The sequence below is a fragment of the Neptunitalea chrysea genome, assembly GCF_027924145.1.
GTDB lineage: Bacteria > Bacteroidota > Bacteroidia > Flavobacteriales > Flavobacteriaceae > Neptunitalea > Neptunitalea chrysea.
This window is the reverse complement of sequence record NZ_BRVP01000010.1, coordinates 122,432-138,100: the sequence shown is the minus strand read 5'-3', so window position 1 is coordinate 138,100 and position 15,669 is coordinate 122,432. Positions and strand designations below refer to the sequence as shown.

General features: G+C 33.5%; 15 protein-coding genes. 13 read left to right on the top strand and 2 right to left on the bottom strand.

What is annotated here, in order from left to right:
• The first annotated feature begins 4 nt into the window (after positions 1–4).
• The 8 genes from NBRC110019_RS08995 (at position 5) to NBRC110019_RS08960 (ending at position 9,293) form a co-directional block, all read left to right on the top strand.
• Entirely contained in the window at positions 5–1,762 is a 1,758-nt protein-coding gene (locus NBRC110019_RS08995; RefSeq protein ID WP_281754200.1) for a hypothetical protein, read from the top strand.
• Position 1,763: 1 nt separating this feature from the next.
• Positions 1,764–2,765, top strand: coding sequence for a vWA domain-containing protein (locus NBRC110019_RS08990; RefSeq protein WP_281754198.1), 1,002 nt, complete (start codon positions 1,764–1,766; stop codon positions 2,763–2,765).
• Positions 2,766–2,773: 8 nt separating this feature from the next.
• Complete coding sequence (locus tag NBRC110019_RS08985) at positions 2,774–3,829, top strand: VWA domain-containing protein (protein WP_281754196.1); 1,056 nt, start codon at positions 2,774–2,776, stop codon at positions 3,827–3,829.
• A gap of 2 nt (positions 3,830–3,831) precedes the next feature.
• A complete protein-coding gene (locus NBRC110019_RS08980) occupies positions 3,832–4,683 on the top strand; it encodes a tetratricopeptide repeat protein (protein WP_281754194.1) in 852 nt (283 codons plus the stop codon).
• A 29-nt stretch (positions 4,684–4,712) separates the two neighbouring features.
• Positions 4,713–6,485 (top strand): BatD family protein, encoded by a 1,773-nt coding sequence (locus NBRC110019_RS08975; RefSeq protein WP_281754192.1) that lies wholly within the window; start codon positions 4,713–4,715, stop codon positions 6,483–6,485.
• A gap of 11 nt (positions 6,486–6,496) precedes the next feature.
• Positions 6,497–7,249, top strand: coding sequence for a tetratricopeptide repeat protein (locus NBRC110019_RS08970; protein WP_281754190.1), 753 nt, complete (start codon positions 6,497–6,499; stop codon positions 7,247–7,249).
• Between the two features lie 165 nt (positions 7,250–7,414).
• Entirely contained in the window at positions 7,415–7,645 is a 231-nt protein-coding gene (locus tag NBRC110019_RS08965) for a hypothetical protein (RefSeq protein WP_281754189.1), read from the top strand.
• Between the two features lie 70 nt (positions 7,646–7,715).
• The gene (locus NBRC110019_RS08960) at positions 7,716–9,293 is read left to right on the top strand and encodes a SulP family inorganic anion transporter (RefSeq protein ID WP_281754188.1); all 1,578 of its coding nucleotides are present in this window, start codon (positions 7,716–7,718) and stop codon (positions 9,291–9,293) included.
• Between the two features lie 61 nt (positions 9,294–9,354).
• On the opposite strand, the gene NBRC110019_RS08955 is transcribed toward NBRC110019_RS08960, so the two are convergent.
• Positions 9,355–9,876 carry a CvpA family protein gene (locus NBRC110019_RS08955; protein WP_281754186.1) on the bottom strand — a complete coding sequence of 174 codons (522 nt, stop codon included), beginning with the start codon at positions 9,874–9,876 and terminating at the stop codon, positions 9,355–9,357.
• Between the two features lie 71 nt (positions 9,877–9,947).
• Between NBRC110019_RS08955 and NBRC110019_RS08950 the strand changes: the two genes are divergently transcribed.
• Positions 9,948–10,313: a hypothetical protein gene (locus tag NBRC110019_RS08950; protein WP_281754184.1), complete on the top strand. Its 366-nt coding sequence runs from the start codon at positions 9,948–9,950 to the stop codon at positions 10,311–10,313.
• On the opposite strand, the gene NBRC110019_RS08945 is transcribed toward NBRC110019_RS08950, so the two are convergent.
• Complete coding sequence (locus NBRC110019_RS08945) at positions 10,294–11,052, bottom strand: endonuclease/exonuclease/phosphatase family protein (RefSeq protein WP_281754182.1); 759 nt, start codon at positions 11,050–11,052, stop codon at positions 10,294–10,296. The two genes, NBRC110019_RS08950 and NBRC110019_RS08945, sit on opposite strands and share 20 nt — an antisense overlap.
• A 531-nt stretch (positions 11,053–11,583) precedes the next feature.
• Between NBRC110019_RS08945 and NBRC110019_RS08940 the strand changes: the two genes are divergently transcribed.
• The 4 genes from NBRC110019_RS08940 (at position 11,584) to NBRC110019_RS08925 (ending at position 15,597) form a co-directional block, all read left to right on the top strand.
• Positions 11,584–12,813 (top strand): MBOAT family O-acyltransferase, encoded by a 1,230-nt coding sequence (locus NBRC110019_RS08940; RefSeq protein WP_281754180.1) that lies wholly within the window; start codon positions 11,584–11,586, stop codon positions 12,811–12,813.
• A 9-nt stretch (positions 12,814–12,822) separates the two neighbouring features.
• Complete coding sequence (locus NBRC110019_RS08935; protein WP_281754178.1) at positions 12,823–13,722, top strand: hypothetical protein; 900 nt, start codon at positions 12,823–12,825, stop codon at positions 13,720–13,722.
• A gap of 375 nt (positions 13,723–14,097) precedes the next feature.
• Positions 14,098–15,117 (top strand): phenylalanine--tRNA ligase subunit alpha, encoded by a 1,020-nt coding sequence (pheS, locus tag NBRC110019_RS08930; RefSeq protein ID WP_281754176.1) that lies wholly within the window; start codon positions 14,098–14,100, stop codon positions 15,115–15,117.
• 84 nt (positions 15,118–15,201) lie between these two features.
• Positions 15,202–15,597 (top strand): hypothetical protein, encoded by a 396-nt coding sequence (locus NBRC110019_RS08925; RefSeq protein WP_281754175.1) that lies wholly within the window; start codon positions 15,202–15,204, stop codon positions 15,595–15,597.
• Positions 15,598–15,669: the final 72 nt, after the last annotated feature.

Here is a 15,669-nt window from a genome sequence, read left to right as displayed (position 1 = left end):
AAAGATGAATCAGTTACAGATAGTAAAAACAATGCGTAAACTACTTTGTCAAGTAAGCCTAGTATTAATTTTTACGATTGGATACAGTGCTTGGGGACAGGAAAATCCGAAGGTTACTCAGGAGGTAGATACTACCCGTATTAAGATAGGAGAGCAGATAAATTATAAAGTAAAAGTAGAGGCCGATTCTACTGCGCAGGTAATTTTTCCGGAAGGACAAACCTTTTCTCCTTTTGAGGTGGTAGAAGCTTTTGATGTAGATACAATTAAAGGGAAAGAAAAGTTCTCATGGATACGTAAGTACGCCATTTCTCAATTTGATTCTGGTGCTTATTATATTCCTCAACAACGTATAGTGGTGAATAACAAACCTTATATGTTAGACTCCATAGCAGTATCGGTAGCAGGAGTTCAGGTAGATACTATTAAACAGCCTTTATACGATATTAAACCTATTGAGGAAGTAAAAGAAGTAGGCAGTTTTGATGCTACTTTATTGTATTGGTTACTTATACCTTTATTAGCAATAGGTTTTATAGTGTATTGGTTTGTTATTAGAAAAAAACCACTAACAGAGGAAGAAAAAATAGCTTTATTACCACCTTTTGATAGAGCAATTCAAGAGTTAAAAGAACTTGAGAATTCAAAATATATTATAGAATCTAATTACAAGGGATATTATTCTGAGTTAACAACTATTGTTAAACGATACCTTGAAGGAGAGGTTCGTATTTCGGCACTAGAGTCTACAACAGATGAGCTGTTTGATAGCATAAAAGAGTTACAGGAAAAAGGAAGTGTAAATCTTGAACAAGAGACTATAAACAATTTCAAAAGTGTTTTACAAACTGCCGATCTTGTGAAATTTGCCCGTTCTAAACCTGAAGATCAGCAAGTGAATTCAGACCGAAAGGTAATAGAGGGCGTTGTAGTAGAAACTAAAGAATCGTTGCCAGAGCCTACAGAAGAAGAATTAGCAGAAACAGAAGCATATAAAGAAGAATTGTTAAAACGCAGAAAGAAGAAAAGAGTTATGATTGCCGTAGCTTCTTCTATTTTGGTAGTGTTTTTAACTATTGGTGGTATTATTTGGTATTATGGTTTTACTTATGTAAAAGATACTGTTTTAGGCCACGAAACCAAGGAGTTGTTAGAAAGAAAATGGGTTACGAGTGAATATGGTATTCCTCCTATAAGAATAGAAACCCCTAAGGTTCTTGAACGTAAGGAGGTTGAAATTCCTGAAGGGCAGGATTCTATTTTTACAAGTATGAAATCTTTTGAATACGGGAGTGTTAATAGCCGATTTTACATTTTTGTAAATACTAAAATGTTTAAATCGCAAAGTTCACCAGATCTTCAAATTTTTGCTAAACACGCTCTTCAATCTTTACAGAACAAAGGGTTGAAAAATATGATAACCAAGAATGAAGATTTTGTAAGCAAGGATGGAGTTTCTGGTATAAAAGTATTTGGGTCAACAGATTTACCTTATGTTGATGATGAAGCAGAAGAGGTAACTACTGAAGCAGCGAGTACCGATAATGATAAGGCAACCAAAACTAGAGAAGAATCAGAGGAAGAGGTTAGTACCGTAAAAGGAGCCTACGAGTTGATTTTATTCGCAAGTCCTAACTATGTTCAAATGATAATGATAGTTCATGAAGCAGATGACCAATATTCTAAGAAATTGGTACAGCGTATAGAGAGTTCTATTGAGGTTAATACCATGGCAAAAATTAATAGTAGTAAAGAAAAGTAAGATGTTTAAAGAAATAGAATTTGCTAACCCACAATTTTTTTGGCTGTTTTTAGTAGTGCCTATATTAATTGGTTGGTACGTATGGCGAAGAAAACAACAAACAGCTGCTTTAAAAATATCTAGTGTAAAAGGTTTTAAAGTAACGGGTTCGGTATTGGCTAAAGTACGTCCGTTGTTACTTGTGCTAAGGTTGTTGGCGCTTTCATTGTTTATAGTGGCTATGGCACGTCCGCAGACATCAGATGTAACTGCTAAAACAAAAACTATAAAAGGTATAGATATTGTTATGGCAATTGACGTATCGTCTAGTATGTTGGCGCAAGATTTGAAACCAAATAGATTAAATGCCCTTAAAAAAGTAGCGATTGACTTTGTTGATGAACGACCAAACGACCGTATAGGATTGGTGGTTTATGGAGGAGAGAGTTTTACTAAGACTCCTATTACCAGTGATCAGGCAATTGTTAAGAGGGCTTTAAAAGAGGTAAAATACGGATTGGTAAACGATGGTACAGCTATTGGGTCTGGTTTGGCTATGGCTGTAAACCGATTAAAAGATAGTAAAGCAAAGAGTAAGGTAATTATTTTACTTACAGATGGTGTTAAAACATCGGGTTCTATTGAGCCACTAGATGCTGCTGAGCTTGCTGTTGCCTACGGAATTAAAGTGTATACTATAGGAATTGGGTCTAATGGAGTGGCTAAAACACCTATTGCACTTAACCCAGATGGTAGTTTTAGATACGGCTTAAAGAAGGTACAAATAGATGAAGAGCTTTTAAAAACCATTGCCGAGAGAACCGAGGGAGCTTATTTTAGAGCTACTAGTAATTCGTCATTAAAAAAAATATATGATGAGATTAATAAGTTAGAGACTACAGAAATTAAGGAGTTTAAATATACCAACTATGATGAGGAGTATAGACCATTGGTAATTGCAGGATTGATACTGCTGGTATTAGAATTTTTATTAAAAAACACGTTATTTAAAAGTTTTATATAGACTGAACTATGATAGACTTTGACGAAAAAATATATTTTTACGGTTTAGCAATTATTCCAATTTTGCTAGTATTGTTTTTAGGAGTACAACTTTGGAAAAAGCGAATCCAGAAAAAATTTGCTGATGATACGTTATTAAAAAAGTTGGCACCCGAGAAATCGGTGTTTAAACCAGTACTTAAGGTACTCATTTTTTTAATGGCTATGGTCTGCTTTGTAATAGCCTTGGTAGACCCTAAAATGGGGACTAAGTTAGAAACCATAAAACGAGAAGGAGTAGACGTAGTTTTTGCTATAGATGTTTCTAAGAGTATGTTGGCAGAAGATATAGCTCCGAGTAGAATAGAGAAAGCCAAGCATGTTGTAGCAGAAATTATGAATAATCTGGTTAGTGATAGGGTAGGTATTATTGCATACGCTGCTCAGGCATACCCACAATTACCAATTACTACAGATTATGCTGCAGCCAATATGTTCTTAAAGAGTATGAATACCGATATGTTATCATCTCAGGGAACGGCAATAGATCAGGCAATTAAATTGTCTGAAACCTATTATGACGATGAAGACCAGGCGAGCAGAATTTTGTTTATCATTTCCGATGGTGAAGATCATCAGGAAGATAGTCAAGGAGAAATGAAGCAAATTATTGCAGATGCGGTTGAAAAGGGAATTAAAATTTATACGATTGGTATAGGTACGGTTAAAGGAGATGTTATTCCTATTAAGGATGATAAAGGTATTACTATAACTTATAAGAAAGATAGCAACGGAGAAACGGTTATTACCCGATTAAATGAGGATAACCTTAAGCAGATAGCTGAGGAAGGAAACGGAGAATATATAAATGGAGAGAATACAGCCAAAACGGTAAAATATGTTACCGAGTTTTTGGATACCATGGATAAAACAACTTTTGAGTCGCAACAATATACAGATTTTGAAGATAAGTTTCAGTGGTTTTTAATAGCCGGTATTGTGTTGTTGATTATAGATGGTCTTATGTTAGAGAAGAAAACCAAGTGGGTTGAAATGTTGAATTTGTTTAATGAAAAAGAAAAGTAATCATGAAAAGAATTTGTTTTTTAGTATTGGTTTTATGTGTTGCTTTGGCGAAAGCACAAGACGATAGCGAGGCTGCTAAGAAATTGGAAGAAGCTAAAAATAGTTCTATTAATTATACCTATACAGGTAATGAGGATCTAAAGGAAAATGAGTATATACAGGCAGAGGCAAATTACCGAAGAGCAATATCTGATTATGAAGATAATACTACAGCTAAATTTAATTTAGGAAATGCGTACTACTCTAAAGAAACCTATGACGAGGCGGAACTTAGATATAAACAAGCTGCTGAGGTTGCTACCTCAAAATCTGAAAAGCATAAGGCATTTCATAATTTAGGAAATGTATATATGAAGGATAAAAATTATCAAGGGGCTGTAGATGCTTATAAAAAAGCACTTATGAATAATCCTTCTGATGATGAAACACGATACAATTATGCGTTAGCCAAAGAAATGCTTGAAAAGCAAAAGCAGGATAACAAGGATAAGGGTGGAGACCAAAATAAGGATGATCAAAACAAAAAAGATCAGGATAAGCAAGATCAGAATAAACAGGATCAAAATAAGCAAGATCAGAATAAGAAACAGGATGATCAGAACGGTGAGAATAAGAAAGACGATCCTAATAAGGGAGATCAGGAAAATAAAGATAAGGGTCAAGGAAAAGATCAACAACAAAAACCTGATAAACCAAAGGATGGTCAGCCGCCACAGCAGAGTAAATCAAAAGCTTCTCCAGAGCAGATTAAGCGTATGTTGAAAGCTATTGAACAGGAAGATAAAAATACGCAGAAAAAGCAAAATGCTAAAAAGGTGAAAGGGATACCTGTAAAGGTTGAAAAAGATTGGTAACCATTAACGATATACGTTTATATAAAAAGATGAAAAAATTAGTAACACTCATTATACTATTTTTTATAAGTTTTGGGCATGCTCAAGATGGTGAAGTGTCTTTTACGGCTTTGGTTAGTAAAAAGAAACTTGGAATTAACCAGCGACTTCGTGTTGAGTTTAAAATAGAGAATAAGGATGGGGATAATTTTACAAGACCCGATTTTAAAGGATTTAGATTAATATCTGGTCCTGCTCAACAGGTAAGTACTAATTGGATTAATGGAGTGCGTTCTTTTTCCAGAAGTTATTCATTTATTTTACAACCAATGGGTAAAGGGAAGTTAACTATAGGTCAGGCTACTATAGAGGTAGATGGTACTGTGTATAAAACGGCTCCCGTTGAAATTGAGGTTACAGAAGCTGTAGATGATCCGAATGCTATAACGCCTATAGATCAGGATATAAGTGATAAGTTGATTTTGGTAGCTGATGTATCAGATACGAGCCCATATGTGAATGAGGGTATAAGCGTGGTATATAAGCTATATGTAGCCACTTCTATTGGTATTAGCAATTTTGATGTATTAGATGATCCTAAGTATAGCAACTTTTGGAGTCAGGATATAAAACTAAACGGATTACAATTTGAGAGTACCATGTATAAAGGGCAACGTTATAGAATGTTGGTACTTAAGAAAGAATTATTGTATCCGCAACAGTCAGGAAAATTAGAATTGGAACCATTAGTGATTGATGTGTCTGTGGAATTACCTTCTAACAAGCGTAATTTCTTTGGGCAAAGAGTCATGGTTACCGATCATAAAACCGTATCTACTGGAGCACGAACTATTAATGTGAAAGCCTTACCTGAAGAGGGAAAACCTGAGAGTTTTACAGGTGCTGTAGGACAATTTAATTTTAATGTAACCATCTCAAGAGATTCGTTAAAGGCCTCTGAGGCTCTGAATGCAGAATTAAAAGTGTCAGGGAAAGGAAATTTAAAATTGTTTAGCTTGCCTAAGCTAACAACGCCTAGCGCTTTAGAAACATACGATCCAGAACATAAGGAGGATGTTGATATTAGAATGTCTGGAATGCAGGGAAGTATTTCAGATAACTACACAATTGTTTCTAGATATAAAGGTAAATATCCGATACCGACTGTAGCGTTTTCGTATTTCGATCCTAAAACCGGTACGTACAAAACAGTAGCATCGGGAGAGCGAGAAATTAATGTAACTGATGGGCCTGTAAATAATGCAGCTACAGTGCCACCTGTAAATAATGCACCGGGTAAGCAAATGGTAGTAGCTCAGGGTAGCGATTTTAGATTTATAAAAACAACACCTGATTTAGTACCAATTAGCAAAACATATTTCTATAAGTCTTTATGGTTTTACTTATTACTAACCTTACCGTTGTTGGTAATTCCAATTGCAATTATTACCAAAAATAAGAGAGAAGCATTTTTAGCCGATGTTCAGGGAGATAAGATTAGAAAAGCAAATAAATTAGCTAAGAAATACTTATCTGCTGCACGTAAAACTTTAGGTCAAAAAGAAGCTTTTTACATAGCTATGGAAAAGGCACTACACAATTATCTAAAGGCTAAGTTGCATATTGAAACATCTGAATTTAGTAAAGAAAAAATAGCTGATTTATTAGCAGATAAAGGTGTTGAGAATGAAACAATAGAAGGTTTTGTAGGCTTGCTGAAGAGCTGTGAGTTTGCCAGATATTCACCTGCATCAGATGTAACCATGCAGCACGATTATGATAATGCGGCTACCATAATAACTAAAATAGATAAACAAATTTAAAGGCAATGAAAATGAGAAAACTTGTATTTATTTTAGTGCTTTTAATTGGTTCTTTTGGGTTTGCACAAAAGAATGATGAGCTATTTAAAGAGGCAACAAACCTGTATAACTCCGGTAAGTATGAGGAGGCTATTACAGCTTATGAGACTATTTTAAAGAGCGGAGAACACTCGGCAGCGTTGTACTATAATTTGGCAAATGCCCATTATAAATTAAGTCATATTGGCCCAAGTATTTATTATTACGAAAAAGCATTACAGCTATCACCCGATGATGAAGATATTAATAATAATATTGCTTTTGCTCGTAACATGACAGTAGATGCTATAGAGTCATTACCTTTAACGGGGTGGCAAAAATTTAAAATAAATACGGTAGGAATATATACGTTTGATGAGTGGGCAGTGAGTGCTGTAGTGTGTGTATTTTTATTTGTAATTTTAATAACAGCATACTTTTTAGCATATACAAGTTGGAGAAAACGATTGTTTTTTGTGTTAGGATTTGTAATGTTATTTGGGGCTATTGCTACGGTATATTTTGCTCACTTACAATATGTAAAAGCCAACAATAGCAAGTATGCTATTATATATACGCCAGAAGTAGAGGTAACCAGTGAGCCAAATGAGGGGGCGAGTACCATTTTTGTATTGCATGAAGGTACCAAAGTTAAAATCACTGATAGCCTAAATGCTTGGAAAGAAATTAAATTGGAAGACGGAAAAGTAGGCTGGTTACGAACAGAGGATATTAAGAAGTTATAAGTTTTTATATATTCGATTAGGTGAAACCCAGATTTTAGGCTACATTTATTATGAAGTTTTTGTTTGTTGAATTTTCTCAATAAAAGAAAAGTGTTTAAAAAGGGATGTGTCTTTTTTGTTGTCTTTATAGTATTTTCTTTTCTCACAGTACCTTCTTTGGTAGCTATGATTCAGGAAGGTAAAAAGCATGTATGTACCTATGATTTATCGGGTGAAGAAAAAGAGGCACCAGAAGATTGTGGAGATATATTTAAAAATGTCGATTTGCCGCCTTTACTAGTTCCGCAGTATATATCCTTTTTTTCTGAAGAAAATGGAGGTGTTTTTTATTATTTAGTTGCTACATATAATCTTCGTCCAATGTCTGAAGATCTCCAACCACCCGAATTAGTATAATACATCTAGAAATAATACCTCTTACTATAGAGGATATCTTTTTTGTTTATTATACTAAATTCTATATATCATGTTTAAAACATTACGGAATGATATTCCGGCAAGTATTATTGTATTTTTTGTAGCCTTACCTCTGTGTTTAGGAATAGCTCAGGTTAGTGAAGCAGACCCTTTTACCGGATTAATAGCCGGTATAGTAGGTGGTATTGTGGTAGGAAGCCTTAGTGGGTCTTCTTTGGGTGTTAGTGGGCCTGCTGCCGGATTAGCGGCAATAGTTTTAGGGGCAATTAAAGTTTTAGGTTATGAGCAATTTTTAGTAGCAGTGGTTTTGGCTGGTATTATTCAGTTGATTTTAGGTTTTTTGAAAGCAGGTGTTATTGGGTATTATTTTCCCTCTTCAGTAATTAAAGGAATGCTTACCGGAATTGGGATTATTATAATACTAAAAGAAATTCCACATTTTTTTGGGTACGATAAAGACCCAGAAGGAGATTGGGGTTTTATACAGATGGATGGAGAAAATACCTTTACAGAAATTATTACTTCCATTAATCACATTTCACCCGGAGCTACGCTTATAGGAATCATTGGTTTGGCGATTCTTATATTTTGGAATATGGTGCTTACCAAGAAATCTAAAGTATTTCAGTTGATACAGGGACCTTTTGTAGTAGTTGTTATAGGTATTCTATACTATATACTTTTTAAAGATCATTCGTTGCTTACCTTAGAAAGTGAGCATTTAGTAAATGTTCCTGTGCCTGATGGAATTGATTCATTTTTAGGGCAATTTACGTTTCCTGATTTTACAGCTTTAGGGAATACAGAAGTTTATGTAGTAGCATTTACCATGGCTATTGTAGCTAGTTTAGAAACGCTGTTGAGTGTTGAGGCTACCGATAAAATAGATCCTGAAAAAAGGGTTACTCCTACAAATAGAGAATTGCTGGCTCAAGGTGCCGGAAATATTGTATCTGGACTAATTGGAGGATTACCAGTAACACAGGTAATTGTGAGAAGTTCGGCAAATATTCAATCCAATGCTAAGTCTAAGTTATCTACCATAATTCATGGGGTTTTATTACTTCTTTCGGTACTATTAATTCCGCGATTATTAAACATGATACCTAATGCTGTACTAGCAGCTATTTTATTTATTGTGGGGTATAAGTTAGCCAAACCTGCAATGTTTGTTAAAATGTGGAAGTCTGGTAAAAAACAGTTTATACCATTTATTATAACGGTAATACTTATTGTATTTAAAGATTTATTATGGGGTATTGGTTTTGGACTGGCAGCGGGTGTGTTGATTGTATTGTATAAGAGCTACAAAAATTCTCATTTCCTACACAAAAAAGAAAGTGCAGATCACCATCATTTTACCATGACATTGGCTGAAGAAGTTACCTTTTTTAATAAGGGTGCTATTTTACGAGAACTAGAGAGTATCCCTGAAGATTCGAATTTAGAATTAGATGTAAGTAAAACAAAATATCTTGATTATGATATTGTTGAGGTACTAGAAGAGTTTTCAGATAAGGCTAAGGCAAGAAATATTCAAGTAAAATTGATATCTGAACGAGGGGTTATTGAAAATCCGGAGAGCTATTTGTCATTTTTTGATATGGTGTCATCGTCCAGTCATTAATAGTTAACATATCAATTATTGTGTTTGTTAATAGGCCATCCCTTATGTAATGAGGGGTGGCTTATTGTATGTTAAGCTTTTCTATCTCTTGGGGAGTAATACCGCTTTCTATTACTTTTAGAAATATAAATCTGCCGGCACTATTTAAAGGTTTATAAAGTATAGATTCCTCTAAAGTCTTTTCATCTACAAACCGAACAAGGTTGTTGGTTGCATTAAAAAAGAGCAGGATGGCACTTAAAATCAGCCCTATTTTTAAAAAACCGAAAATAGCGCCAAGAAATTTATTTGTTAATCCCAATGTAGCAGCATCGGCTGCTTTGGTTAAAAGTCGTCCTAATAAATAGATAATGACCACAACACTTAGAAAGGTAATCGCAAAGGATAGTAAATTAAGGGTGTTTTGCTCCCAATCTACAACAGTAGCTAAATAATCACTTACATAAAATGAAAAATGAATAGCAGCGTATATACCTAATACAAAGGCAATAAATGTGGCTACTTCCAATAATAACCCTTTCATAAAACCACGTACAAGACCAAATAAGAGTAACGATCCCAATACGATATCTAAATAGTTCATCAGATAAATTTTAACAAATATAAACTTTCCGTTTTACTATTTGTACCTTTGCATTTGCAAAAATATGAGTAATGGCAAGAGACGAACAGCTTAAAAAGCATTGGAATTATATAGTTACAACATTGTCTGCAAAGTTTGCAGACGGTGAAGAATTAGAATTAGACTCTGTTATTTATTTAATAGGAGTTCAGGAGTTAGGGCAAATGCAAAGAAAATTTAAGAAAGACGATAAGGTAAATTTAATGCATATTGCTATATGCAGGTTATTAGAACCTTACGGATATTATGAGTTTGACTATGTAGACCAAGAAGGTTGGCCTCATTATAAGATAAAAGAGGAACTACCTACTTTAAAGGCAGGCGAGCAATCGGTTCTTATGAAAGAGGCTATTGTTCAGTATTTTATTGAAAAAGAGTTTATTCCTGAAGGGCTGTAATAAGTACCGGTAAGTGATCGCTAGGATATTTAAAATTATAAAAATCTGCAATTACTCTATAGTTTATAACCTTCATATTTGAGGTTGTAAACACATAATCAATTCTATTTACAGGTTGCTTCATGAAGTTGTATCCATTCCATGTACCAACTGGGCCGTATGGTTTTGTGGTGCAATGGGTATAGCTGTCGTGCAATTCCTTACTAAATATTTGTATAGGCATAGTTTCAGGTGTTAAGTTAAAATCTCCTGTTACAAAAGCGGGTACATTATTTTTATTAAATTCCTTTAGTTTCTTCAACATCAGTTTAGCGGCTTCAGCTCTTGCTTGTACTCCAACATGGTCAAAATGGGCATTAAACACATAAAATTGCTTGTTGGTTTTCTTATTTTTAAACAAACCATAGGTACAAATACGGTTTAAAGCAGCATCCCAACCTTTACTTGGTTTTTCGGGAGTTGGAGATAGCCAAAATGTATTAGATTTTAAAACTTCTACTTTCGTAGTATCGTAAAAAATGGCAGCGTATTCACCGCCTATTTTTCCATCATCTCGTCCAACGCCAATATATTTATAAGTACTGTGTTGTGCTATATAATCTAATTGGTATTGTAGCCCTTCCTGGGTGCCAAATACCTCAGGATGGTAATAATTTATTAAATCTACTAACGCTTCTTTGCGTTTGCTCCATGCGTTTTCACCGTCTGTTTCGTTCCCGTATCGTATATTGTAGGTCATGATTTGGGTTGTTTGACCAGTAATTATACCCGTGATGGTTAGGCATAATATCAATAGAATTTTTTTCATAGGTTGACTTAAAAATAGAATTTGGATGCAATTTACATTTAAAAAGTTTGCTGCTTTTAAAATATCGTTTTAATAAAGTAATGATAATATATATTTAAAAAGAGGCTACGTTATTAGTCTATTATTTGAAATAAGATGGGAGATGGGGTGAGTTTGTAGCTGTGTATTTGTTAAAATATATTAGTAGAATATAGGGAATTCCTAAATTTAAAATGTATTGTGTTTATTTAATGTTTTTTCATTTATATTTGTTCAGGAACCATTCTAGTCAACCTATTCTGATATCTTATGTTGTTTAACTCCTTTAGTTACCTGCTTTTTTTTCCGATTGTTTGTGCGGTTTATTATCTTTTACCTCATAAGTGGAGGTGGCCATTTTTACTTTTAGCCAGTTACTATTTTTACATGAATTGGGAGCCTATTTATGCCCTTCTCATATTTTTTTCAACAGTAGTAACTTATGTGTGCGCAAATCAAATTGATAAGGAGACTGAACAAAAGAAGAGAAAGTTATATTTAGTATCTAGCGTTATTATAAACTTTGGGATTTTATTTGTTTTCAAGTATTATAACTTTATTACTGAGTCGGTGTTTAATGTATTAGATAGTGCCGGAGTTAGAGTCCATTTCCCTGAGTTTAAGCTCTTATTGCCTGTTGGTATATCTTTCTATACTTTTCAGGCAGTGGGTTATACGATAGATGTGTATAGAAAAGAGCTTAAACACGAAACGCATTTTGGTAAGTATGCTCTTTTTGTGTCCTTTTTCCCGCAATTGGTAGCAGGGCCTATTGAACGAGCTACGAATTTATTGCCGCAATTTAGAAAGGAAATAAAGTTTGATTACCGAATGGCGATTGATGGTACTAAACTTATTATTTGGGGATATTTTATGAAAGTTGTGGTAGCTGATAGGATGGCTGTTTACACAGATACTATATATTCAAATATAGGAGGTCATAGTGCGATAACTATTATAGTAGGGACTATATTTTTTGCTTTTCAAATTTATTGTGATTTTGGAGGATATTCTAGCATTGCTATTGGATGTGCAAAAATTATGGGATTTGATCTTATGACCAACTTTAAAAGGCCTTATTTTGCGCAAACTCCAGTTGAATTTTGGAGACGTTGGCATATATCATTATCTACTTGGTTTAAAGATTATGTGTATATTCCTTTAGGAGGTAACAGAGTTTCTAAAACAAGAAAGTATTACAATTTATTTATCACATTTTTGGTGAGTGGGTTATGGCATGGTGCTAACTGGACGTTTGTTATATGGGGAGGTGTTAATGGTATTTATCAAATTGTTTATAGTATTTTAAACATCAAACCTAGTAAGAACGTTAAAAATGTTTTTGTTTATCTTTTTAATATTTCGACCAATTTTGTGCTCATATGTTTCTCATGGATTTTTTTTAGAGCCAATAGTATGTCAGATGCTATTACTGCGATTAGCAGAACATTTACCGCGCCTGGGAAATTTTTTATGGGTGATGAGAAAGGATTTGTTTTTGCTATAATTGGATTAGTGGTTTTACTTGGTAAAGACACTTATGATGAGTTTTTACTTGAACAGCGTCTAAAACCTAAGAAAATAGCAAAAGGTGCATGGTATTTGGGTTTGGTGATGCTTATCTTATTAATAGGGGTGTTTGATGGAGGACAATTTATATATTTTCAATTTTAGATAGGTGATATGAAAAAGTACTTGATTACAATTTTTATAGGTTTAGTTGCTATTTTTATATGTGATTTTTTGATTGGAACTGGACTGGAATATTTTTATAGAAAGACTAAGAAGTCTTCACATCTAGGGCATATAACATATACATTAGAAGAAACAAATGAAGATGTTTTAATTTTTGGAACTTCAAGGGGTCATCATCATTATGATGCTAATATGATAGCTGATTCTTTAGGGTTGACGACTTATAATACCGGGCTGGATGGGCATTTTATTTTTTACCAAACAGCTGCATTAAAGTCGGTTTTAGCTAGATATACTCCTAAAAAGGTAGTTCTTGATTTTTCGGGTACTTTTGAATATGATCAAAGTGATTACGATAGGTTAGCTACTCTGTTGCCTTATTATGATACACATCCTGAATTAGAGGATATTATATTAATGCGTTCCTATTTTGAAAGGTATAAATTGATATCTAGTATTTATCCATACAATTCTTTGATTTTAACTATAATGAAAGGAAATGTTGCTAAGGATAGTAAAAAGAATTTAAATGGATATTCCCCTATAAATAAGGTGTATAAAGGTACACTTGATTCTATTCCTGTTAAAGAATATTATGAGGTTGATCCTAATAAAATAGAATCATTTAAAGAGTTTCTTAAATTGTCAAAGGATAATGATATAGATATAGTAGTTGTTTGTTCTCCAAATTACTACGAATTCAAAAAATCATACTCGTTAGAATTATGTAGAGATATGTGTAAGGAATTTGAAGTTCCGTTTTTAGATTATTCAAAGGATGAATATTATTTGAAACATGTTGAACTTTTTAAAGACAGAACGCATATGAATAAGCAGGGAGCAACTCGTTTTACTCAAGAAATAATAGATTTACTTAAAAAGTCCTGATATTACTATAAGTGGTTATGTAGCTTATTGTAAAATTTATTTTTAATTAGGATGTGTTTATTTCTTTAGGATTTTAATAAGATTGGTATTTAATATAGTTGTCTTTGAAAATATATATTTTAATGAGTAAGACTTTACTCGATAATTGAGATTGGATGAACCAAGTTTAAAAACACAATTCTTATAAATTCTTTTTTTGACTTCACTGTAAGAGCTCTTTTTTAAGCCTTTATATTATAGTAGAATGGGGATTGACTTAAACCGAGCTATCCAAGTTAGGAGCAGCTATAAATTAATCTATTTTAGACAGATTGTTTGTGTATAAGGAGGTGTACACAAAAAAATTATTAAATTTGCCTTCCATAAGTTAAAGCTATGATTGATAAAATTAAGGAGCATATAGCCGAGGTTGAAAAATTTGAGGCAAAGGCAAAGGAAGAGCTTGAATCTTTCAGAATTAAATATTTAGGAAAGAAAGGAATATTGAATGATTTCTTTGCTGAGTTCAAAAATGTTCCTAACGAAATGAAGAAGGAATTTGGACAAACCATCAATGCTTTAAAAAATAAAGCAGAGGCGAAGGTTACCGAAATTCGTGAGGTACTTGAAAATAAAGAGGAAGATAAAGGAAGTTATGGCGATTTAACACGCCCGGCAGAGCCTATTGCATTAGGTTCTAGACATCCTATTTCTTTAGTTAAAAACCAGATTATTGAAATTTTTTCGAATATTGGTTTTAATGTTTCTGAGGGACCTGAAGTAGAAGATGATTGGCATAACTTTACGGCATTGAACTTGCCGGAGTACCACCCTGCTAGAGATATGCAGGACACCTTTTTTGTACAAACAAATCCAGATGTATTGTTACGTACGCATACAAGTTCTGTACAGGTACGTTATATGGAAAATACCAAACCGCCAATTAGAACCATTTCTCCTGGTAGAGTATTTAGAAACGAAGCTATTTCTGCACGTTCTCACTGTATTTTTCATCAGGTTGAAGGATTGTATATAGATAAAGATGTTTCGTTTGCAGATTTAAAACAAACGCTTTTATACTTTACAAAAGAGATGTTTGGTAAGTCTAAAATACGTTTACGTCCTTCTTATTTCCCGTTTACTGAGCCGAGTGCAGAGGTAGATATTTATTGGGGATTAAATAATGAGATAGACTACCGTATTACCAAAGGTACCGGATGGTTAGAAATTATGGGATGCGGTATGGTAGATCCTAATGTATTAGAGAATTGTGGTATAGATGCGAAAGAATATTCTGGTTTTGCATTTGGAATGGGGATTGAGCGTATAGCAATGTTGTTGTATCAGATAGGTGATATTAGAATGTTTTACGAAAATGATGTTCGTTTTCTAGAACAGTTTAAGTCCGCTTTATAAATTTTTAAATCGTATAATTCATTATAAATTGTACCATCTGCGAAAGTAGATGGTTTTTTTGTATAAAATTTTAAGTTGAAACATATGAAAAAGGATATTGAAATACCAAAAGTATCGGGAGTATATGTAGCTATTGCACATGAATGGAATGAAGAATTTTTAGGTAAGAACTGGAATGCCTATATAATAAACGATACAGACCAACCTATAGAAACGTGTTTAATTGTTTCTAAGGGATATGATGGAGAAACCAAGACTGCTACTTTTAGATATCTAATAGAGAAAGTGGAACCTAAGGAATATGCAAAAATAGAACTAGTGCAAGAAGAGGTGCTAAAACTTACAAACGAGTTTTATGTTACTTTTTTTGCAGAAGGCAAACTTTTTGAAAAGAAATATATTTTTAGAAAAAATACTGTAAATGAACATGTTATGATACCATTACCTTTAATGGATGTTGAAGGTGTTTTGTGTAAATAATAAATAGGAAGAGATAGTATGAATAAAAAAGCCCGTTCAATAGAACGGGCTTTTTGCATTATGTAGTTTTAA

Bases quoted from the DNA above. Each gene is read 5' to 3' on its own strand.
- NBRC110019_RS08995 (WP_281754200.1), top strand. From the start codon at position 5: ATGAATCAGTTACAGATAGTAAAAACAATGCGTAAACTACTTTGTCAA.
- NBRC110019_RS08990 (WP_281754198.1), top strand. From the start codon at position 1,764: ATGTTTAAAGAAATAGAATTTGCTAACCCACAATTTTTTTGGCTGTTT.
- NBRC110019_RS08985 (WP_281754196.1), top strand. From the start codon at position 2,774: ATGATAGACTTTGACGAAAAAATATATTTTTACGGTTTAGCAATTATT.
- NBRC110019_RS08980 (WP_281754194.1), top strand. From the start codon at position 3,832: ATGAAAAGAATTTGTTTTTTAGTATTGGTTTTATGTGTTGCTTTGGCG.
- NBRC110019_RS08975 (WP_281754192.1), top strand. From the start codon at position 4,713: ATGAAAAAATTAGTAACACTCATTATACTATTTTTTATAAGTTTTGGG.
- NBRC110019_RS08970 (WP_281754190.1), top strand. From the start codon at position 6,497: ATGAGAAAACTTGTATTTATTTTAGTGCTTTTAATTGGTTCTTTTGGG.
- NBRC110019_RS08965 (WP_281754189.1), top strand. From the start codon at position 7,415: ATGATTCAGGAAGGTAAAAAGCATGTATGTACCTATGATTTATCGGGT.
- NBRC110019_RS08960 (WP_281754188.1), top strand. From the start codon at position 7,716: ATGTTTAAAACATTACGGAATGATATTCCGGCAAGTATTATTGTATTT.
- NBRC110019_RS08955 (WP_281754186.1), bottom strand. From the start codon at position 9,876: ATGAACTATTTAGATATCGTATTGGGATCGTTACTCTTATTTGGTCTT.
- NBRC110019_RS08950 (WP_281754184.1), top strand. From the start codon at position 9,948: ATGGCAAGAGACGAACAGCTTAAAAAGCATTGGAATTATATAGTTACA.
- NBRC110019_RS08945 (WP_281754182.1), bottom strand. From the start codon at position 11,052: ATGACCTACAATATACGATACGGGAACGAAACAGACGGTGAAAACGCA.
- NBRC110019_RS08935 (WP_281754178.1), top strand. From the start codon at position 12,823: ATGAAAAAGTACTTGATTACAATTTTTATAGGTTTAGTTGCTATTTTT.
- pheS (WP_281754176.1), top strand. From the start codon at position 14,098: ATGATTGATAAAATTAAGGAGCATATAGCCGAGGTTGAAAAATTTGAG.
- NBRC110019_RS08925 (WP_281754175.1), top strand. From the start codon at position 15,202: ATGAAAAAGGATATTGAAATACCAAAAGTATCGGGAGTATATGTAGCT.